This is a genomic window from Sandarakinorhabdus limnophila DSM 17366, from assembly GCF_000420765.1.
Classification (GTDB): Bacteria; Pseudomonadota; Alphaproteobacteria; order Sphingomonadales; family Sphingomonadaceae; genus Sandarakinorhabdus; species Sandarakinorhabdus limnophila.
This window is the reverse complement of record NZ_ATVO01000003.1, coordinates 380,903-402,198: the sequence shown is the minus strand read 5'-3', so window position 1 is coordinate 402,198 and position 21,296 is coordinate 380,903. Positions and strand designations below refer to the sequence as shown.

At 63.1% G+C, this 21,296-nt stretch carries 19 protein-coding genes; all 19 read left to right on the top strand.

All coding sequences use genetic code 11. The annotated features are described in order from the left end of the window. The first annotated feature begins 173 nt into the window (after positions 1 to 173). Positions 174 to 1,172: a patatin-like phospholipase family protein gene (locus G566_RS0102085; RefSeq protein ID WP_243442389.1), complete on the top strand. Its 999-nt coding sequence runs from the start codon at positions 174 to 176 to the stop codon at positions 1,170 to 1,172. Positions 1,173 to 1,196: 24 nt separating this feature from the next. Beyond that, positions 1,197 to 1,952 carry an acetoacetate decarboxylase gene (locus G566_RS0102080; RefSeq protein ID WP_022679023.1) on the top strand — a complete coding sequence of 252 codons (756 nt, stop codon included), beginning with the start codon at positions 1,197 to 1,199 and terminating at the stop codon, positions 1,950 to 1,952. A 13-nt stretch (positions 1,953 to 1,965) separates the two neighbouring features. After that, positions 1,966 to 2,703, top strand: a complete 738-nt coding sequence (locus G566_RS0102075; RefSeq protein WP_022679022.1) for an acetoacetate decarboxylase — start codon at positions 1,966 to 1,968, stop codon at positions 2,701 to 2,703. A 124-nt stretch (positions 2,704 to 2,827) separates the two neighbouring features. After that, complete coding sequence (dnaE, locus tag G566_RS0102070) at positions 2,828 to 6,343, top strand: DNA polymerase III subunit alpha (protein ID WP_022679021.1); 3,516 nt, start codon at positions 2,828 to 2,830, stop codon at positions 6,341 to 6,343. Between the two features lie 212 nt (positions 6,344 to 6,555). Then, the gene (locus G566_RS0102065; RefSeq protein WP_022679020.1) at positions 6,556 to 7,899 is read left to right on the top strand and encodes a cytochrome P450; all 1,344 of its coding nucleotides are present in this window, start codon (positions 6,556 to 6,558) and stop codon (positions 7,897 to 7,899) included. 12 nt (positions 7,900 to 7,911) lie between these two features. Continuing rightward, positions 7,912 to 8,232, top strand: coding sequence for a 2Fe-2S iron-sulfur cluster-binding protein (locus tag G566_RS0102060; protein WP_022679019.1), 321 nt, complete (start codon positions 7,912 to 7,914; stop codon positions 8,230 to 8,232). A gap of 128 nt (positions 8,233 to 8,360) precedes the next feature. Beyond that, the gene (locus G566_RS0102055) at positions 8,361 to 8,870 is read left to right on the top strand and encodes a DUF1993 family protein (protein ID WP_022679018.1); all 510 of its coding nucleotides are present in this window, start codon (positions 8,361 to 8,363) and stop codon (positions 8,868 to 8,870) included. A 77-nt stretch (positions 8,871 to 8,947) separates the two neighbouring features. Then, positions 8,948 to 10,114, top strand: coding sequence for a PQQ-dependent sugar dehydrogenase (locus G566_RS0102050; RefSeq protein ID WP_022679017.1), 1,167 nt, complete (start codon positions 8,948 to 8,950; stop codon positions 10,112 to 10,114). A gap of 144 nt (positions 10,115 to 10,258) precedes the next feature. Continuing rightward, the gene (rpsB, locus tag G566_RS0102045) at positions 10,259 to 11,107 is read left to right on the top strand and encodes a 30S ribosomal protein S2 (protein WP_029131147.1); all 849 of its coding nucleotides are present in this window, start codon (positions 10,259 to 10,261) and stop codon (positions 11,105 to 11,107) included. Positions 11,108 to 11,224: 117 nt separating this feature from the next. Then, complete coding sequence (tsf, locus tag G566_RS0102040) at positions 11,225 to 12,151, top strand: translation elongation factor Ts (RefSeq protein ID WP_029131146.1); 927 nt, start codon at positions 11,225 to 11,227, stop codon at positions 12,149 to 12,151. Between the two features lie 172 nt (positions 12,152 to 12,323). After that, complete coding sequence (gene pyrH, locus G566_RS0102035) at positions 12,324 to 13,046, top strand: UMP kinase (protein ID WP_022679014.1); 723 nt, start codon at positions 12,324 to 12,326, stop codon at positions 13,044 to 13,046. Continuing rightward, the gene (gene frr / locus G566_RS0102030; RefSeq protein ID WP_022679013.1) at positions 13,039 to 13,608 is read left to right on the top strand and encodes a ribosome recycling factor; all 570 of its coding nucleotides are present in this window, start codon (positions 13,039 to 13,041) and stop codon (positions 13,606 to 13,608) included. Before pyrH ends, frr begins: the two co-directional genes overlap by 8 nt. Then, on the top strand, positions 13,605 to 14,339 hold the full coding sequence (locus tag G566_RS0102025) for an isoprenyl transferase (protein ID WP_029131145.1): 735 nt from the start codon (positions 13,605 to 13,607) through the stop codon (positions 14,337 to 14,339). The genes frr and G566_RS0102025 overlap by 4 nt, the downstream gene beginning before the upstream one ends. Before the next feature lie 2 nt (positions 14,340 to 14,341). Next, complete coding sequence (locus G566_RS0102020; RefSeq protein ID WP_022679011.1) at positions 14,342 to 15,157, top strand: phosphatidate cytidylyltransferase; 816 nt, start codon at positions 14,342 to 14,344, stop codon at positions 15,155 to 15,157. Further along, entirely contained in the window at positions 15,154 to 16,314 is a 1,161-nt protein-coding gene (locus G566_RS0102015; RefSeq protein WP_022679010.1) for a 1-deoxy-D-xylulose-5-phosphate reductoisomerase, read from the top strand. The genes G566_RS0102020 and G566_RS0102015 overlap by 4 nt, the downstream gene beginning before the upstream one ends. Beyond that, positions 16,311 to 17,459 carry an RIP metalloprotease RseP gene (gene rseP, locus G566_RS0102010; RefSeq protein ID WP_022679009.1) on the top strand — a complete coding sequence of 383 codons (1,149 nt, stop codon included), beginning with the start codon at positions 16,311 to 16,313 and terminating at the stop codon, positions 17,457 to 17,459. The genes G566_RS0102015 and rseP overlap by 4 nt, the downstream gene beginning before the upstream one ends. A 92-nt stretch (positions 17,460 to 17,551) precedes the next feature. Next, positions 17,552 to 20,170 carry an outer membrane protein assembly factor BamA gene (gene bamA, locus G566_RS0102005; RefSeq protein ID WP_022679008.1) on the top strand — a complete coding sequence of 873 codons (2,619 nt, stop codon included), beginning with the start codon at positions 17,552 to 17,554 and terminating at the stop codon, positions 20,168 to 20,170. Next, complete coding sequence (locus tag G566_RS13235) at positions 20,170 to 20,787, top strand: OmpH/Skp family outer membrane protein (RefSeq protein ID WP_022679007.1); 618 nt, start codon at positions 20,170 to 20,172, stop codon at positions 20,785 to 20,787. Before bamA ends, G566_RS13235 begins: the two co-directional genes overlap by 1 nt. Next, entirely contained in the window at positions 20,787 to 21,269 is a 483-nt protein-coding gene (gene fabZ / locus G566_RS0101995; RefSeq protein WP_022679006.1) for a 3-hydroxyacyl-ACP dehydratase FabZ, read from the top strand. Before G566_RS13235 ends, fabZ begins: the two co-directional genes overlap by 1 nt. Positions 21,270 to 21,296 lie beyond the last annotated feature (27 nt).

The following is a 21,296-nucleotide window of genomic DNA, read 5'->3' as shown; positions in this document are numbered from 1 at the left end:
TGCCAGCCCAAATGTCTCCACCACCATGGCGAATCATCATTGCTGCCTTTGACAAGGTGGTTTATGGCCACGGTACGGTGCAAAATCAACGCCGCGCTGGGGGATGAATTGTTATGGTGTCGGGAAATGGGCGCGCTGCGCCCTCTTATGTTGTGGGCGCAAACAGCAAGAAGGTGAATCTGGCTCTGCAGGGTGGCGGTGCGCACGGGGCTTTTGCCTGGGGCGTGCTTGATCGCCTGCTCGAAGATGGCCGTGTCGCCTTCGATGCCGTCAGCGCCACCAGCGCCGGGGCAATGAATGCCACCGTGCTCGGCTATGGCCTGACCATTGGCGGCGCCGAAGGTGCCCGCGAAGAGCTGGAGAAATTCTGGAAGAAGATCAGCGACGAAGGCGCTAAGGGGCCGCTGCAGCCTTCGTGGATCGACAAGGCACTGAACAATCACAATCTGGATTACAGCCCGGTGTTCATGATTATGGACATCATGTCCCGCATCATGTCGCCCTATGAACTCAACCCGAAGAACGTCAATCCGCTGCGCAAGGTGCTGGAAAGCTCGATTGATTTCAACGTGCTGCGTGAAGGTTGCCCGGTCAAATTGTTCCTTTCGGCCACAAATGTGCGCACCGGCAAGGTGCGCATGTTCGAAAACCACGAGATTGGTCCCGATCAGGTGCTGGCCTCGGGCTGTCTGCCCTTCTTGTTCCACACCGTCGAAATCGAAGGTGAGGCTTATTGGGACGGCGGCTACATGGGCAACCCGGCGATCTTCCCGCTGATCTATGGCAGCGAGACCAACGATGTGGTGATCGTTCACATCAACCCGCTTAATCGCAAAGAGATCCCCAAGTCCGCCAAGGACATCATGAACCGCATCAACGAAATCAGCTTCAACTCGAGCCTGATGCGTGAAATGCGGGCGATCGCCTTCGTCAGCCACCTGATCGACGATGGCCAGCTGAATGATGAAAAGCATCGCCGGATGCTGGTCCATTCGATCATGAACGAGGAGTACATGACAAGCCTGGGCGTCACTAGCAAGCTGAACCCGGATTGGGGTTTCTTGAAGACGCTGCGCGACGTGGGCCGCGCCAGCGCCAGCAAGTGGCTGGACGAACATTTCGATGATGTCGGCGTGCGCTCGTCCACCGACGTCAAATCCGCCTTTCTCTGATTTTAAAGTGCAACTGGGGGAACCATGACACCGGAAGAAATTTTGAAGCTGCCGTCGATGCCGGCAGTTGCACCCAGCTATCCGCTGGGGCCCTATCGCTTCATCAACCGCGAATTCATGATCATCACCTACGAAACCGACCCGGTGCTGCTGCGCGCCGCGGTACCGGAACCGTTGGTGCCGAATGCGGAAAACCATGTGTTGTACGAATGGATCCGCATGCCCGACAGCTCGGGTTTTGGCGATTACACCGAAAGCGGTATCGTGATCCCGTGCACCTTCAACGGTGAACCGATCAACTACACAGCCCAGATGTATCTGGACGATCAGCCGCCCATCGACGGTGGCCGCGAAATCTGGGGCTTCCCCAAGAAATATGCGCTGCCCAAGCTGGAGGTTGCCTCTGACACGCTGACTGGCACTCTGTCGTACGCCGGTCAGTCGGTGGCGATGGGCACCATGGCCTACAAGTGGCAGGAAGCGCCCGGCGGCTGCGAGGCCCAGGCCAAGGGCATGACCAAGACGTCGTGCAACCTCAAGATCATCCCCGATGTCGATGGCAGCCCGAAGATCTGCCAACTCGTCGCGTATAATCTTGAGAATATCACGGTGAAGGGTGTCTGGGTTAGCCCGGCCCGGCTGCAGCTGATCCCGCATGTGAATGCGCCGGTGGCCGATCTGCCGATCCTGCGCATTGTTGGCGGCAAGCATTTCGTTTCCGATCTGACGCTGCCGCACGGCCGCGTGCTGTTCGATTATATCAAAGACGCTGCGGGCTGAGGGGGTACAGGACATGAACAAGCAGGATGTGCTTAAACTCAGCTCGATGCCGCTGCAGAGCCCGACCTATCCGACGGGCCCGTATAAATTCTTCAACCGCCAGTACATGATCATCCAGTATCGCTCTGATCCGGCGATGATCCGCAAGCTGCTGCCTGAACCGCTGCAGCCCGATGGCGACATCGTGTCGGTGCAGTGGCTCGATCTGCCCGACGGCGAAGGCTTTGGCGCCTATTCGGCGGCCGCGCAGACCATTCCCTGCACGCTGAATGGCGAGAAGTGCAACTTCCTCGTCCAGATGTATGTCGACAACTGCCCGCCATTGGCTGGTGGTCGTGAGATCTGGGGTTATCCGATGAAGTTCGGCCAGCCAAAGCTGGTCACGGAGAGCGACACGCTCACCGGCGAACTGGTCTATGCCGGCCAGAAGGTGGCCAGCGGTACCATGGTCTACAAGCACAGCAGCCCGAACGACCTCAGCGAGATCGAGGCGATGCTCAAGCGCACCCAGGTGACGCTGAAGCTGATCCCCGACATCGACGGCACGCCGGCGATTGCCCAGCTGGTTGGCATCAACTTTGACAAGATTGTCGTCAAGGGTGCCTGGACCGGGCGGGCCCGGCTGGAAATGGTGCCGGCCGTCAATTGCCCGATGGCCGATCTGCCGGTGCATGAGCAACTCGGCGGGCTGCACATCGTGACCGACATGACGCTGCCCTATGGCAAGGTGCTGCACGATTATCTGGCCTGACGCCGGACGGAGTGAAAGCCTGATGGGGCGGGCGAGGGCAACCTCGCCCGCCCTTCGCTTTTAGTTGTGGACAAAATCGCCGTATCGGCTGGCAGCCACGGCGCAGCGCGCGCATAGTAAGGCTGTGTCTCACGCCGGATTCGTCCCCCTTCGCTGCCACAGCGCCTATTCGATGCTGGAAGGCGCCATTCAGCCTGAGCAGTTGGCCAAGGTGGCGCGCCAGTTGCGCTTTCCGGCGATTGGTCTGGCCGACCGCGCCAACATGTTTGCCGCGATGGATTTCGCCGCCGCCGCCAAGGACAATGGCATCCAGCCGGTCACCGGCGCGCTGTTGCCGGTGGAGCGCCCGGGTTCTGCCACGCTGCAGGGCCGGGCGCTGATCGATTGGCTGGTGCTCTATGCCCAGGATGACGTGGGCTACACCAACCTGATCGGGCTGGCGTCCGACGCGCACCTGGCTTCCGAGGTGGCCGGCGATCCGGTGCTGCGGCTGGAGCAGCTTGATGGCCGCACCGATGGCCTGATCTGCCTCACCGGTGGCGCTGATGGGGTGCTGGCGCGGCTGCTGGCCGAGGGCCAGAACATCGATGCGATGGCCGACCGGCTGGAAGGCCTGTTCCCCGGCCGGCTCTACATCGAAATTTCACGCAGCGGTGAGCTCATCGAACAGAAGAGCGAGGCCGGCCTGCTGCGCCTCGCCGAAGCGCGTGGCCTGCCGATCGTGGGCACGGCGCCGGTGAAATATCTCACGCCCGGCATGCACGAAGCCCACGACGTGCTGCTGTGCATTGCCGATTCAAGCTATGTGGAGGCCGAGGATCGCCGCCGTTCCAACCCGGAGCACTGGCTGAAATCGGCGGAGGATTGGCACCAGCTTTTTGCCGATCTGCCTGAAGCCATTGCCAACACCATGGTGGTTGGCCAGCGCTGCGCCATGATGGCGCCCAGCCGCAAGCCGATCCTGCCGCGGCTGTCGGCCGGCGGCGAGGATGAGGCGCTGCAGGCACAGGCTGCGGCGGGACTGGAAAAGCGGCTGGATGTGCTGGGCATGGATGATGCGTCGCGCCAGCCGTATCGCGAGCGGCTGGCATTCGAAATCAATGTCATCAACGGCATGGGTTTTGCCGGCTATTTCCTGATCGTGGCCGATTTCATCGTGTGGGCCAAATTGCAGGGGATTCCAGTCGGTCCGGGGCGTGGTTCGGGTGCCGGCTCGGTGGTGGCCTGGTCGCTGACCATCACCGATCTTGATCCGTTGGAACACGGCCTGCTGTTCGAACGCTTCCTCAACCCTGACCGCGTGTCGATGCCCGACTTCGATATTGATTTCTGCGAAACCCGGCGCGGCGAGGTGATCGATTATGTGCAGGCCCGCTATGGCCGTGAACAGGTCGCGCAGATCATCACCTTCGGCAAGATGAAGGCCCGCGCTGTGCTGAAGGATGTCGGCCGCGTGCTGCAGATGCCCTATGGACAGATCGACCGTCTGGCCAAGCTGGTGCCCAGCCATCCCACCGATCCGTGGACGCTGGCGCGCACCCTGGGGCGGGGCAAGGACAAGGACGGCAAAGCCTATCTGGGCGAAATGCCGTTCATGGTGGAGGTCGAACGCGATCCAAAAGTGAAGCGGCTTGTGGATATTGCCCTGCAACTGGAAGGCCTGCCGCGCCACAGCTCCACACACGCTGCCGGTGTGGTGATCGGGGATCGGCCGTTGGCGCAATTGGTGCCGCTCTATCGCGATCCGCGGTCAGACATGCCGGTGACACAGTTCGAGATGAAGGCGGCGGAAAAGGCCGGTCTGGTGAAGTTCGACTTCCTCGGCCTGAAAACGCTCTCTGTGCTCGACCGCGCTGCCACCATGCTGCGCGCCCGTGGCGTTGAGGTGGAATGGGCCACGCTGCCCATGGACGATCCGGCCGTGTACAAGCTGATCGCCGAAGGCGACACGGTGGGCGTGTTCCAGTTTGAATCGGAAGGCATGCGCCGCGCGCTCTCGCAGGTTCGCCCCGATTGCTTCGCCGATATCGTCGCGCTGGGCGCACTCTACCGCCCTGGCCCGATGGACAACATCCCCAGCTTTGCCTTGCGCAAGGCGGGTCGCGAGAAGGTGGAATTGCTGCACCCGGCGATGGAGCCGATCCTGCGGGAAACCTATGGCATCATCGTCTATCAGGAACAGGTGATGAGCCTGGCGCGGGAACTGGCCGGCTATAGTCTGGGCCAGGCCGATTTGTTGCGCCGCGCCATGGGCAAGAAGATCCACGCCGAAATGGTGGCGCAGAAGGCCGATTTCTGCGCCGGCGCCGCCGCCAACGGCATCGAGGAAGCCACCGCCGACGCCATCTTCGAATTGATCCTGAAATTCGCCAACTATGGCTTCAACAAGAGCCACGCCGCCGCCTATGCGGTGGTAAGTTACCAGACGGCCTGGCTAAAGACGCACCACCGCGCCGAATTCTACGCCGCGTCCATGGCCTATGATATCGACAACACCGATCGGCTGGCGGTGTTCGTGGATGATGCGCGCCGCGCCAGCATCACCATCCTGCCGCCGTGCATCAACCGGTCCGCCGCCGATTTCACCGTTGTGGATGGGCCGGAAAACACGCTGGACGTGCGCTATGCCCTGGCCGGGCTGAAGGGCGTTGGCCTGAAGGCGATGGAGGCGTTGGCGGCCGAACGTGACGGGAAGGGCCCGTTCAAGGATCTTGCCGATTTCGCCCGCCGCGTCGATCCGCGGGGCCTTAACAAGCGCCAGCTGGAAAGCCTGATTGCGTCGGGCGGCTTTGATGCGCTCCACCCCAACCGCGCCGGCGTGCACGCGCTGGCCGAAGCCATCATGGCTAGCGCCCAGGCTGCCACCGGGGAGCGCGAGTCCGCCCAGGTGGCGCTGTTCGGCGATGCGACCGGCGTTGCCGATCATGCCAGCCTGGCGCTGATGGTGCCCAATATCGAATGGACGCTGGCGCAGCGCATGGCGCATGAGCAGGAGGCGTTCGGCTTCTTCTTCAGCGGCCACCCCGTTGACGCCTATGCCAATGTGCTTACCGCCAATGCTGTCATCAGCTTTGCCGATGTGCAGGGCATGGCGCCGCCGCTGGGTGGCGGCAAGAAGATCGTGATGATGGCCGGGCGGCTGGAAGAGCGGCGCTGGCGCACAACCCAGACCGGCCGGCGCTATCAGTTTCTCAGCCTTTCCGATCGGTCGGGCCAGTTTGTCACCAGCTGTTTCGATGAGGAACTGCAGGAAAAGCTCGAGGCGATCGTGAGCGATGCCCCGGCGCTGCTGATCGGCATGGAACTGCAGTGGAAGGAGGGCGAAGACGTGCCGCGCCTGACCTTGCGCTCATGCCAGCCGCTGGCTGATCTTGCGCGCCGCACGCGCGGCCGGCTGGTGGTGCAGATTGCCCACCCGGCCGAAGTGGACGTGCTGCTGGCGGCGCTTGGGCCCGCGCCGGCCAAGGGCCGCGGTGAACTGGTGGCCGAAGTTGCCACCGAAGCTGGCCCGGCCAGGCTGGTGCTGGGCCGCAATTATCTGATCGACGCCGATCTGGAAGCCGCCGTGGCGCGCGCACTGGGTCTGGAACGGGTGGTGCAGGAAGTGCTCGACCCGCCACAATTGGCCTTGGTGGGCTGAACCAACAGCGTCGCAACAGGGAGACCGTTGCAGGCTGCGGGCGTTGTCTGACCCGCAGCAGGCAAACTTGTGCGCAGCGCGCCGTCATCAAGATCATGACCCGGCTATCCGTGCAAATGCGGAGGTCAAATCCGCATTTTTGGCTGGAAACCCGGCTTTGCGTAGTGTATCTCCGTAAACGAGAGCGGGCAAAATCCCATGGGGAGGACCATATGGCGACGCAACTGAAAGACACGCGGATCACCCAAACACTGCCGCAGGGCAGTGTGAGCTGGCCGCTGCCGCCGCGCGTGCGGCCGGAATTTGCCAACCACGACAAGGCCACGCTGGAATCCTATCTGGCATCCGCGCCGCTTGACGAGGTGGATATTGCCGATCCGCTGTGGTGGGAAACGGACACCAACCATGTGTATTTCCGTCGCCTGCGCGAGGAAGCGCCGATTTTCTTCACGCACGTCAACAGCAACCGTCACCGCGGTTTCTGGAACGTGACGCGCTGGAACGACGTGATGGCCGTGGACACCAACCATCAGGTGTTCAGTTCCGAAGCCATTCTGGGCGGGATCACCCTGTTCGACATGGATTCGGATTTCATCATGCCGATGTTCATCGCCATGGATCAGCCCAAGCATGATGTGCAGCGCAAGGCGGTGAACCCGATCGTTTCGGGCCAGAATCTTGCCGGTTATGAAGAACTGATCCGCAGCCGCACCTGCGAAGTCCTCGATAGCCTGCCGCGCGGCGAGGCGTTTGACTGGGTGGACAAGGTTTCCATCGAACTGACCAGCCGCATGCTGGCCACCCTGTTCGGTTGGCCGCAGGAACGCCGCCGCATGCTGACCTACTGGTCGGATGTGTCCACTTCTGATCCGGAACTGCCGGGCAGCCCGGGCAAGGAAGAGCGTCAGGGCATTTTGCTCGGTATGCTGCAGGAATTCACCATGCTCTGGAACGAGCGGGTGAATGCCGAACCGACCGGTGATCTGGTGTCGATGCTGGCGCACAACCCCGCCACCCGGAACATGCCGCCGATGGAATTCATGGGCAATCTGGTGCTGCTGATCGTGGGCGGCAACGATACGACCCGCAATTCGATCACCGGCGGCCTGTATTTCCTCAACAAGAATCCGGGCGAATATGCCAAGTTGAAGGCCAACCACGGCCTGGTGGAGAACATGGTTTCGGAGATCATCCGTTATCAGACGCCGCTGGCCCACATGCGCCGCACGGCGCTGCAGGATACGGTGCTGGGCGGCCAGCTGATCCACAAGGGTGACAAGGTGGTGATGTGGTATTCGTCGGCCAACCGTGATGACACGGTTCTCGACCGGCCGGATGAGTTCATCATTGATCGCGCCCGCGCCCGTCAGCACATGAGCTTTGGTTTCGGCATTCACCGCTGTGTGGGCAACCGCCTAGCCGAACTGCAGCTGAAGATCCTGTGGGAAGAAATCCTGAAGCGCTTTGATCATATCGAAGTGCTGGACGAGCCGGAGCGGGTGCCCAGTGCCTTCGTGCGCGGTTATAAATCGATGATGGTCCGTATTCCGGCTTGAGCAGAGGATAACATGGTCAAGATCATTTACGTCGAGCACACTGGTGCTCGTCACGAAGTCAACGTGCCGGACGGTGAAAACCTGATGGAAGGCGCCGTGCAGAACAATGTGCCGGGCATCGATGGCGATTGCGGCGGCAACGCGGCCTGCGCCACTTGCCATTGCTATATTCCATCGGAATGGCAGGCGCTTACGGGTGAGCGCAGCGAACTGGAAGATTCGATGATCGAGCTGGCAGATACCGCCCAGCCGAACAGCCGGCTGGCGTGCCAGATCAAGGCTTCGGCGGCGTTGGACGGGCTTGAGGTTCACATGCCCGCCACGCAGCACTGATCGCGCAAACATAGTGAACGGGAAGGGCGGCTCGTCGGGCCGCCCTTCTTTTTGGTAGCCGGGCCGGCGCCTTGCACCCGCCGGCAAACCGCCCCACAGTCACCCTGCATCATCATGGGGACTCACACATGCCGCTTTCACTCCACGCCGCGTTCGTGCCGTCGTGCCGCCAGATCATTGGCGGCTGTCTGAACGTGCTGGCCAAGGCCGAAGCCGCCGGCATTGGCGATCTGGCCACAGCCACGCTGGCACCCGACATGTTTCCGCTGGCGTTCCAGGTGCAGAGCGTCGCCGGGCACAGTGCCGGGGCGATTGCGGCGGTGCGCACCGGCCAGTTCAGCCCCGGCGGCGGCTTTGCCATGCCTGATGCGGATTTTGGCAGCTTCACCGCCATGCTGAAGGATGCCGATGACGCGCTGGCAACGGTGACCGAGGCCGAGATGGAGGGCTTCATCGGTGGCGACACCGCCTTCGTGTTCGGCGAACGCCGGATGCCGTTCAAGAGCGAGGATTTCCTGCTCAGCTTCAGCCAGCCCAATTTCTACTTCCATGCCTCGATGCTGTACGGGATTTTCCGCAACAAGGGGCTGCCGCTTGGCAAGAAGGACTTCCTCGGGCGGCCCAGAATGGCCGTGTGAGACACGGCTCGCGCCGTTCGTGCCGCATTGCTTGCCTTGCTGCGCGGCTGCATAAGCTGCCGCGAAGGAGATTTTTCATGTTCCGTCCGCTGATCCTTGCCGCCCTCATCGCTGCGCCTGCCTTTGCTGCGCCCGTCCAGCAAGCCGCGCCCAACGTGCCGGAAAAGCGCCCGGCCTTTGCCGGTCAGACCCGTGCCGAAGCCGTGACCGCGAAAACCACGCTGGCCGTGACCGAAATTGCCACCGGCCTCAACAAGCCGTGGGGCGTGGCGCTGCTGGACAAGAGTCGGTTCCTGGTAAGCGAGAAGGCCGCCAGCCGGCTCACGATCGTGGCCGCCAACGGCACCAAGACCCCCGTTTCCGGCACGCCTGCCACCGATACCCGCAACCAGGGCGGCATGCTGGGTGTCGCCAATCCGGGTGATGGCTGGATCTACTGGAGCTATGCCGAGCCGCGCGAAGGCGGCAACGGCACGGCAGTGGCGCGCGGGCACTTGGTCGGCAGCGAGATGCGCGATGTGCAGGTGATCTTCCGCCAGATGCCGACGCTGGATTCCGCCCAGCATTATGGCGGCCGCCTGGTGTTTCCCAAGGATGGCACGCTGATCATCACGCTCGGCGATCGTTCCATCCTGCCCGGCCGCGTGCAGGCGCAGAATCTGGACAGTCTGATTGGCAAGGTCGTGCGGGTGAACCGCGATGGTTCGATCCCGAAGAACAACCCATTCGTGAATGCGCCCGGCGCACGGCCGGAAATCTGGAGCTATGGCAATCGCAACGTGCAGGGCGCCGCGCTGGATGCCAAGGGTCGGCTGTGGGAAGTGGAGCACGGCCCGCAGGGTGGGGACGAGCTGAACCAGATCCAGATGGGCCGCGATTATGGCTGGCCGACCATCAGCTATGGCGAGGAATATTCGGGCAAGCCGATCAACGACAACGCCAGCCAGGCCCCCGAAATGGAGCAGCCGCAATATTACTGGGACCCGGTGATTGGCCCGTCGGGCATGATCTTCCATTCGGGCAAGGGTGCGCCGGAGTTCAAGGGCAATATATTCGTGGGCGGCCTGCGCGTGCAATCGCTGGTGCGGCTGGTGATGGATGGTGACAAGGTGGTGGGCGAACAGCGCCTGCTGACCGACCGCAAGGAGCGTATCCGCGACGTGATCGAAGGGCCTGCCGGCGAGATGTATCTGCTTACCGACGCGGTGGACGGCAAGTTGCTGAAGGTGACGCCCCAGAAGTGACTTTTGGGCAAATGAGCCTTGATGCTTGACCGGAGTGGCGGGCTTCGCTAAGCGCGCCACTTCCAAACCCCATGCAGGGAACATATCCGGTGCGCGGCTCCCGCCACGCTCCCCCTGCAGCGGATCAACCGGAGGAAAAATACTATGGCGGCTCCCGTCGTTTCCATGGCGAATCTGCTCGAAGCAGGCGCCCATTTCGGCCACCAGACGCATCGCTGGAACCCGAAGATGAAGCCCTACATCTTTGGTGAGCGCAACGGCGTCCACATCATCGATCTGTCGCAGACCGTTCCGCTGTTCGCGCGCGCGCTCGATTTCACCCGCGCCACCGTGCAGCACGGCGGTAAGGTTCTGTTCGTTGGCACCAAGCGCCAGGCGCAGGACCCGATCGCCGATGCCGCACGTCGTTGCGGCCAGCATTATGTCAACCACCGCTGGCTGGGCGGCATGCTCACTAACTGGAAGACCATCTCGGGCTCGATCCGCAAGTTCAAGCAGCTGGAAGAAACCCTGTCGGGCGACACCACCGGCCTGACCAAGAAGGAAGTGCTCAAGCTCACCCGTGAGCGTGACAAGTTCCAGGCCTCGCTGGGCGGCATCCGCGACATGGGCGGTCTGCCGGAAGTGATCTTCATCATCGACGTCAACAAGGAAGAACTGGCCGTCAAGGAAGCCAATGTGCTGGGTATCCCGGTCGTGGCCATCCTCGATTCCAACACCGATCCGAGCGGCATCGCCTTCCCGGTTCCGGGCAATGATGACGCCAGCCGCGCCATCCAGCTGTATGTGAATGCCATTGCCGACGCCGTGATCGACGCCAAGCAGGGCCGCGCTGCCGATATGGGCGTGGATCTGGGCGCGATGGTCGAAGCTCCGGTCGAATATATCGCCCCGGAAGCTGAGGTGGTTGCCGACATCGCTCCGGAAGCGGTGATGGACGCCCCGGTCGAGGCCGCTGTCGAAGCCGAAGCCGAAGCACAGCCGGAAGCCTGAGGCTTCCCGTTTTCGAACCAACGGGAGGCTGGGCGCGAACCGCGTCCGGCCTCTTGTCACACATATTTCATGTTGGCCGGGCATGGCCCTGCCAACACCAAAAAGAGGAGCCTCGACATGGCTGATATCACCGCCGCGATGGTGAAGGACCTGCGCGAAAAGACCGGCGCAGGCATGATGGATTGCAAGAAGGCGCTTGGTGAAACCGCTGGCGACATGGAAGCCGCCGTCGATTGGCTGCGTGCCAAGGGCCTGGCTGCTGCCGCCAAGAAGGCTGGTCGCACCGCCGCTGAAGGCCTGGTGGGCGTTGCCGTTTCGGGCACCAAGGGCGCCGCTGTCGAAGTGAACAGCGAAACCGACTTCGTTGCCAAGAACGAAATATTCCAGGCGTTCGTCACCACCGTGACCGGCCTGGCGCTGACCAGCGGTGCCGATGCCGACGCGCTGGGCGCGATGCCGTTCCCGGGCGGCGATGGCAGCGTGGCTGACAAGCTGACCGCCAACATCGCCACCATTGGTGAAAATCAGTCGCTTCGCCGCACGGCCATGCTGGAAGTGAGCCAGGGTGTCGTTGCGGCCTATGTGCACAACGCGATTGCGCCGGGCATCGGCCGTATCGGCGTGCTGGTTGGCCTGGAATCGGCCGCTGCTGCCGACGTGTTGGAGCCGCTGGCCAAGCAGATCGCCATGCACGTGGCTGCCGCCAGCCCGCTGGCGCTAGACGAAGCTGGCCTTGATCCGGCTCTGATCGAGCGCGAGCGCGCCATCGCCCGCGAAAAGGCTGCCACTTCAGGCAAGCCGGCCGAAATCATCGAAAAGATGATTGAAGGCGGCGTGCGCAAGTTTGCGCAGGAAGCCACGCTGGTGAACCAGATCTTCGTGATCGACGGCAAGTCGAAGGTGGCCGACGTTGTCGCCGCTGCTGCCAAGGCCGCCGGCACGCCGATCGCGCTGAAGGGCTTTGTCCGCATGCAGCTGGGCGAAGGCATCGAGAAGCAGCAGAGCGATTTCGCCGCTGAAGTCGCTGCTGCCGCCGGCCGTTAAGCAAGGTTGAAAACAGGAAGGGCAGGCCGATCATTGTCGGTCTGCCCTTTTTGTTGCCCGTTTCGGCAGCGCCCATCTTGGCTTGTCCACGCTTTTTCCGTGCGCGCCGCTTGGCAGCGCGATCAAGCACCGCTAGTGACCTATCGTCCTGACACAGAGTGATCGCCGCCCCATGCCCGCCTTCAAGCGCATTCTCCTGAAACTGTCCGGCGAAGTGCTGATGGGGCAGGGCGCCTATGGCATCGATCCCGATCAGGCCGCTCGCATCGCCGGCGAAGTGAAAACGGTGCATGATACCGGCATTGAAACGTGCCTGGTGGTCGGCGGCGGCAATATCTTCCGCGGGCTGGCGGCAGCCGCCAAGGGATTTGATCGCGGCAGCGCCGATTACATGGGCATGCTGGCGACCGTGATGAACGCGCTGGCCATGCAGAATGCGCTGGAAAATATCGGCGTCGTCACCCGCGTGCAGTCGGCCATCCCGATGCCGAGCGTGTGCGAGCCTTACATCCGCCGCCGCGCCGAGCGCCATCTGGAAAAGGGCCGCGTGGTGATTTTCGCCGCCGGCACCGGCAACCCGTTCTTCACGACCGACACCGGCGCCGCCTTGCGTGCCGCCGAAATGAACTGCGATGCGCTGTTCAAGGGCACCAGCGTTGATGGCGTTTATGATGCCGATCCCAAGCAGGTGCCGGGCGCCCGCCGCTATGACACGGTCAGCTATTCCAAGGTATTGGCCGACAATCTGAAGGTGATGGATGCCAGCGCGGTTTCCATGTGCCGCGACAATGATATTCCCATCATCGTGTTCAACATCCGCGAACCCGGCGCCCTGCTTGCCGTGCTGAACGGTGAGGGCATTTCGACGACAGTGACAGGAGACGCCAATGGCTGAATTCGAACCCGGCCCGTTCAAGGCCGATCTGGAACGCCGCACCGCCGGCGCCGTGGATGCGCTGAAGCATGATCTGGGTAGCTTGCGCACCGGCCGGGCCAACACCAGCCTGCTCGATACCGTGCATGTGGAAGTCTATGGCTCCGCGATGCCGCTGAGCCAGGTCGCCACCGTTACGGTGCCGGAACCACGCATGCTGAGCGTGCAGGTGTGGGATAAATCCAACGTGACCCCGGTGGAAAAGGCCATCCGCTCCGCCGGCCTGGGCCTCAATCCCATCACAGATGGTCAGACCCTGCGCCTGCCGATCCCGGACATGACCGAGGAGCGCCGCAAGGAAATGGTCAAGCTGGCCGGCTCCTATGCCGAAAAGGCCAAGATTGCCGCCCGCAACGTGCGCCGGGACGGCATGGAAGCGCTGAAGGCCGCCGAAAAGAAGGGCAAGATCAGCCAGGACGAGCAGAAGCGCCTTGAGGCCGATGTGCAGAAGATCACCGACAAGGCGATGACCGACATCGATACGACCGTGGCCGCCAAGGAAAAGGAAATCCTCGGCAAGTGACCTTAGTTGCCGCCTCGGTGGGGGATGGCGCGGCCGGCGGCTGCCGGCATCTTGCCATCATCATGGATGGCAATGGCCGTTGGGCAAAGGCCAAGCGGCTGCCGCGCATTGCTGGCCACCGCGAAGGGGTGGAAGCGGTGCGCCGCGTGGTCGAAGCCGCACCCGGCCTTGGGCTGGAAATGCTGACGCTTTACGCCTTTTCCAGCGAGAACTGGAAGCGTCCGGCTGATGAGGTGAGCGACCTGATGGGTCTGTTGCACCATTATGTGAAGAACGAGATCGACACGCTTCACAAGAACGGTGTCCGCCTCGATTTCATCGGGGACTGGCAGGCGCTGAAGCCGGATCTGGTGCGCCTGCTCGCCGCCGCACGCGATAGGACCAGCGCCAACACCGGGCTGCGGCTGATCATGGCGCTGAATTATGGCGGGCAGGGGGAGATCGTGCGGGCGGCCCGCGCGCTGGCTACCGATGCAGCAGCCGGCCTGATTGTGCCGGACGACATCACCGCCGAGATGCTGGAAGCCCGGCTTGATACAGCGGGTCTGCCGCCGCCTGATGCCGTGCTGCGTACGTCGGGCGAACTGCGCCTTTCGAACTTTCTGCTCTGGCAGACGGCCTATGCCGAATTTCTGGTGACCGAAACGCTGTGGCCTGATTTCGATGGCCCGGCGCTGGCAACGGCGCTGGACGAATTTTCCCGCCGCGAACGCCGTTTCGGGGGGCGTTGAGCATGGTTGTGCAGGGGGGCGGCAGCCAGCTTGGCCAGCGCGTGGTGACCGGTGTCGTGCTGGTGGCCGTGGCGATTGCCGCGCTATGGCTGGGCGGGCCGGCCTTTGCGGTTCTGGCCGCCGCTGCCGTGCTGGTGATGTTTACCGAATGGACGGCGATGCACCGGCTGCCGCTGCTGCTGCGCCGCCTGGGGCTGGCAGTGCTGGGCCTGGTGGTGTGGATTGTGGCCGTTATGGGCAATCCGAATGAAGCGCTGATGCTGCTGGGTGGCGGTGCCGGACTGCTCGGCCTGTTCGCGGCGCGGATGCAGAAAGGGCTGGGCCGGCCGATGATGCTGGGGCTGCTCTATTGCGGGCTGCCGGCGGTGGCGTTGATCTGGCTGCGCGCGACGCCGTGGGGCTTCTTTGCGACGCTGTTCGTGATGGCCGTGGTGTGGGGCGCTGATATCGCCGCCTATTTCACCGGCCGCGCGGTGGGTGGCCCGAAACTGGCGCCGGCGATCAGCCCCAACAAGACCTGGAGTGGCGCGGCGGGCGGCTTGGCGGGTTCCCTGCTGGTCGCCGCTGCGCTGGCGATACTGTGGCCGGGCCATGCCAATCTGGCGGGGATTGGCCGGCTCGCCGTGCTGGCGTTGCCGCTGGCGGTGCTGTCCATCCTGGGTGATCTGTATGAAAGCGGGCTGAAGCGCCGGGCTGGCGTGAAGGACAGCGGCACGCTGCTGCCCGGCCACGGCGGCGTGATGGACCGCCTCGATGGCCTTGTGCCGGCGGCCGTTGCCGGGGCTGGGGCCTTTGCCATGACCGGGTGGGCGGGATGACGCGCAGTTTGACCATCTTGGGCGCGACTGGTTCGGTGGGCAGCCAGACGCTTGATCTGGTGGCGCGCAATCCTGGCCGCTGGCAGGTGGAGGCGCTTACCGCCGGCAGCGATGTGGCCGGGCTGGTGACTGCGGCAAAGGCCTGTGGCGCACGCTTTGTGGCGATTGCCGACGGCGCGAAGGGCGCGGCGCTGAAAGACGCGCTGGCGGGCACCGGCATTGCAAGCGGTGCCGGGGAAAGCGCGCTGGTCGACGCTGCCGCCCGCGATGCCGAGATCGTTATTACCGCCATCGTGGGCGCCGCCGGCCTGCCGCCAACGATGGCCGCGGTGAAGCGCGGGGCGCAGATCGGCATTGCCAACAAGGAAACGCTGGTTTGTGCCGGCCCGGTCGTCACCGCCGCCGCCGCCGCGCACGGCGCCACGCTGCTGCCGGTGGACAGCGAGCATAATGCGATTTTCCAGGTGTTTCCGCACGACGATCCGGCACAGGTGGAACGTGTCATCCTCACCGCCAGCGGGGGGCCGTTCCGCACCAGAAGCCGTGACGAGATGCGCGGTGTTTCTGTGGCTGATGCCTGCAAGCATCCGACCTGGAGCATGGGCGCCAAGATCAGCATCGATTCGGCGACCCTGATGAACAAGGGCCTGGAACTGATCGAGGCCGCGCAACTGTTCCCGGTTGATGTGGAGCGGTTGGACGTGATCGTGCATCCGCAATCGGTCATTCATTCCATGGTCGAATATGTCGATGGCAGCGTGCTGGCGCAGCTGGGCAGCCCTGACATGCGGATTCCGATTGCCTATGCGATGGGCTGGCCGGAACGCATCGCCACCCCGGCCGCGCGGCTCGACCTTGCAGCGATTGCGAACCTGTCGTTCGAAAAGCCTGATCTGGAACGTTTTCCCTGCCTGGCGCTGGCGTGGGCGGCGATGCGTGCCGGTGGCAGTGCGCCGTGCATCCTGAACGCGGCCAACGAAATTGCTGTTGCGGCGTTCATCGCCGGGCAAGCCGGGTTCCTTGATATCGACGCCATCGTGTCAGAAACATTGAACATGGTGGCTTCGGGCCCGGTGGCGACGTTGGAAGAGGTGATGGCGATTGACGCTGCCGCCCGCCGGACCGCCCGTGCCCTGGTGGCGAAGCGCGCAGCATGAGCGAACTCGCTTTCCTGCCGCAACCCGGCCTGATTTTCACGCTGGCAAGCTTCATTGCGATGATCGCCGTGCTGGTGGTGGTGCATGAAGGCGGCCATTATCTCGCCGGCCGTCTGTTTGGCGCCAAGATTGAGGCGTTTGGCGTTGGTTTTGGCCGCGAATTGCTGGGCTGGACCGACAGGCGCGGTGTGCGCTGGAAGATCAATGCCATCCCGCTCGGCGGCTATGTGAAGTTCGTCGGCGACATGAACGAGGCCAGCCAGGTTGATCCGGCCATCCTGTCGCTACCCGAAAAGGATCGCCGCGGCCTGTTTGCCTTCCTGCCGCTGTGGCAGCGCGCCGTTATCGTGGCAGCCGGGCCGGCGATCAATTTCCTGTTTGCGATCCTGATTCTGGCCGGCTTCAATCTGGCGCTGGGCCATCAGGCCTCGCCGCCGGTGGTGGAGCGCGTGATGCCGGGCAGTGCCGCCGAGCGCGCCGGCGTGGCGGTTGGGGATCGCATCCTTTCCGTTGACGGCAAGGCCGTCGAGCGGTTCGAGGATATCACGGCCGAGATCGTCACTGGTACCGGCAACCGGGTGGAATTGCTGGTGCAGCGCGGCACGGCGCAGCGCCGCATCGTGGTGACGCCGAACATGGTCGAAACCAAGGATCGTTTCGGCAATGTCTCGCGCCATCCTCGCCTGGGCATCCTGCGGCCGGCGGAAGTGGTGCAGCAGGTTGGCGTGCCCGATGCGCTTCGCCTGGCGGTGATCGACACGTGGAGCATCACCCAGACGATCGGGCGCACCCTGCGCCAGGTGGTTGTGGGTGAGCGCGCCATCACCGAAATGGGCGGTCCGGTGAAGACTGCGCAGATCGCCGGCCAGCAGGCCAGCTTGGGTCTGCTTTCGGCGGTGGCGTTCATGGCCTTCTTCTCGATCAACCTTGGTTTCATCAATCTGCTGCCCATCCCGATGCTGGACGGCGGCCATCTTCTGCTCTACGGCATCGAGGCGGTGCGGCGGCAGCCGATGGCGGAAAAGGTGCAGCAATGGGCCTTCATGTCGGGCTTTGCCGCGCTGATGTCGCTGATGGCGGTGCTGACCTGGCACGACATGATTAGTGTCGGCCTGTTGAACCGTCTGGCGAACTTGTTGGGATGACAGGGTCCGCTCGTCTGGCTGTGAGTAGTTTCTGGCATCGCGGGATCAACCGGCGAGCCGCAGGGCTGAATGGTGGTAGGTTGGTGGGGTTGATGGAAGCCAATTTTGTTCGCGACGCTGGTGCGGCTGCAGGGTGGCGGCGCCCGCTTGCGGCGCTTCTGGTCTCGACGGCGCTGGCGGCTCCGGCAGTCGCTCAGCAGCGCCCGCGCCCGCCTGCGGCTGAACCTGCGCGTCCATCGGCTGAAGCCGAAGCGCGCGCGTCGGAATCCCGTAACCAGTCCGCGCTGCCGGCCACTGCCGCCAATGCCGGCATCGTGCGCAGCGTTGTCGTGCGCGGCACCGAGCGTCTGGAACCGGAAACGGTCCGCTCCTACCTCAACCTTGCCATTGGCGATCGCTATGATCGTGATGCGCTCGATACCGCGCTCAAGGCGCTCTATGCCTCCGAACTGTTTTCCGATGCCACCATCCGCGACGACAATGGCGCGCTCATCGTCGAGGTGAAGGAAAATCCGGTGATCAACCGGATCATCATCGAAGGCGCCAAGCGGGTGAAGGAAGAGAAGATCCGCGAGGAAATCCGCCTCGCGCCGCGCCAGATCTTCACCCGATCGAAAACCCGCGCCGATCTGGGCCGCATTCTTGAACTCTATCGCCGCGGCGGCCGCTTTGCCGCCAGTGTCGAGCCCAAGATTGTGCAGCTCGAACAGAACCGCGTCGATGTGATCTTCGAGATCAGCGAAGGCCCGAAATCCAAGATCCGCCAGATCAACATCCTGGGCAATTCCAAGTTCAAGGAAGGCGCGATCAGGAAGCAGATGGCTTCCAAACAGTCCCGCACCTGGCGCTTCTTCACCTCCAACGACACCTATGATCCCGATCGTCTGGCCTACGACCAGCAGAAATTGCGGCAATATTATCTGACCGAAGGCTATGCCGATTTCCGCGTCGCCTCTGTCGTGGCCGAGCTCACGCCCGACAAGAAGGACTTCATTGTCACCTATGTCGTGGAAGAGGGTGAGCGCTACAAGTTCGGCAAGATCGAGCTGGAAAGCCAGCTGCGCGACATCAAGCCCAAGGAATTCCGCCCGATCATCCGCATGAAGGAAGGTGATTGGTACAACGCGCAGGCCATTGAAAATACGGTCGAAAGCCTGTCGGAAACCGCCGGTCTTCTGGGCTATGCCTTTGCCGATGTGCGCCCGCAGTTCGACCGCAACAAGGAAGACCTGACGATGAACGTCACCTTCCAGATCGGGGAGGTGCCGCGCGTCTATGTCGAACGAGTGTCGATCAACGGCAACACCATCACGCACGACAATGTTATCCGCCGCGAATTCCGCCTGGCCGAAGGGGATGCCTTCAACTCGATCAAGGTGAAACGCTCCAAGGATCGCCTGCTTGGCCTTGGCTTCTTCCAGGACAAGCTGGACATCGAGCAGAAGCCCGGCACCACGCCGGATCGCATCGTGCTGGAAGCCAATATCCAGGAACGGCCCACCGGCGAACTGCAACTGTCGGCCGGCTTCTCGTCGATCGAACGCTTTATCTTCTCGGCCAGCGTGCGCCAGCGCAACTTCCGCGGCCGTGGCCAGGAACTGCGCCTGTCGGGCAATATCTCCAGCTTCGCACGTTCGGTGGAGGCCGGCTTTACCGAGCCCTATCTTGGTGGCCGCAACCTCGCCCTGGGCTTGGACGTGTTCCGCCGCGATTTCCGCTCGTTCCGCTTTACCGGCAACAACACGCGCGACACCACCTACACGCAGGTTTCGACCGGCTTCCAGGTCCGCACCGGCTTTTCGATCACCGAATTCTGGGCGGCGTCGCTGCGCTATGGGCTTTCCCGTGAAGAAATTGGCCTGGATCAAGCCATCTTCTTCTCCAACGGCGTCTGCGATCCGCTGCGTGCCGGCCGCTTCCTGTGCGAACAGTTGGGTAACCGCACGGTGTCCACGCTGGGCTATTCGATCATCTACAACAGCCTGAACAACGTGCGCCTGCCATCGGCCGGCCAGCGTTTCACCTTCAGCCAGGATGTCGCCGGCATTCCCATTGGCATCAAGTTCGTCACCACACGTGCCAATTATGATTATTTCACCCCGTTGTTCGGCACCGGATTCGTGCTGAACCTGGGCGCGGAAGGCGGCTATGCCTTCGGTTATGGCGGACAGGACGTGATCCTGACTAACCGCTTCTTCCTGGGCCAGCCGCAGTTCCGCGGCTTCAACATCCGCGGCATCGGCCCGCGCGTGCTGCGCCGTCCGCTCGGTCTGGATGGCTCCGTGGTGCAGGATCGCCGCCAGGCGCTGGACGATTCGCTGGGCGGCCGGGCTTATTATCTGGCCCGAGCTGAAATCCGCATTCCGCTGGGTTCGGCCGGCAACGAACTGGGCATCCGCCCGTCGATCTTTGCCGATGTCGGCGCGCTGTGGAGCCTGAAATCGCCCACGCTCACCTGTCAGGATGGTCCGACTGCCGCCGCGCCGCGTGTGCCCGGCCAGACGGCACCCTGTTTGCCCAACGATGGCTTCTCGGCGGGCTTTGTCGAAGAATTCCTCGGGAATACACCGAAACCGCGCGTTTCGGTGGGTATCGGGGTCAACTGGAACTCGCCGTTCGGCCCGTTCCGGTTCGACCTTGCCAAGGCCTTGGTGAAACAGCCGGGCGATGATCCGCAACTTTTCCAATTCAACGTAGGGACTGCATTCTGATGAAGAAGATTCTGATTGCACTGGCGCTGGCCAGTGTTTCCGCCCCGGTTCTGGCGCAGCAGCTGCCGGCCGCCGTGATCGTCACGGTTGACCGCCAGGAAATGATCGCCACCTCTGCCGCTGCCAAGGCCGCGCAGACCGAACTGAAGCCGAAGGCCGATGCGCTCAACGCCCGTCTGAGCCAGCTGCGCACCAGCCTGGCTGCCGAAGAAAAGACGCTGCGTGACACCCAGCCGGCTCAGGCCGCCGCTCCTGCCGCCGTCCAGGCCTGGCAGGCCAAGGTGCGGGATTTCGATACGCGTCGCGGTCAGGCCGATCAGGAACTGCAGCGCCGCCAGCAGGAAATCCAGGCGTCCGAACAATGGGTCGTCAAGCAGATCAATGATGGCGCCCAGCCGATCATCAGCCTGATCATGCGCGAACGCGGCGCCAACATCGCCGTTGACGAGCAGGTGACCATCCAGCACGCCGCTGCCATCGATATCACCGCCGATGTGGTCGCCCGTCTCGACAAGGCACTGCCGAAGGTGTCGATCACGCCGCCGGCCGCTCCGGTTGGCACTGCGCCTGCCGCTCCGGCTCCGGCTCCGGCTCCGGCGGCCCCGCCGCGCCGTTGATGAACGACACCGTTCCTCAAACTGCCAGCACGGCTGACGTGCTGGCAGTGATGGCGCTGCTGCCGCATCGGTTTCCGATGCTGCTGGTTGACCGGGTGATCGACATGATCCCCGGTCAATCCGCGACCGGCATCAAGGCCGTGACCATCAACGAGCCGTTCTTTGCCGGACATTTCCCGGCCAAGCCGATCATGCCAGGCGTGCTGATCGTCGAAGCGCTGGCGCAAACTGCCGGTGTGCTCGCCATCCACGGCGCGCGCGCCAAGGATCCGGCTGGCGGTGACAAGCTCGTCTTCTTCATGGCGATCGAGAACGCCAAGTTCCGTACCCCGGTGGAACCGGGCTGCCTGCTGCACTTGAAGGTGCAGGTGGTGCAGGATCGCGGCCGGGTGGCCAAGTTCACTGGCCGCGCCGAAGTGGACGGCAAGCTGGTGGCCGAATGCAGCTTCACCGCGATGATCGCCGATCCGCCCGCTGCCTGACGCCTGACGCCATTGCACCTAGCTGGC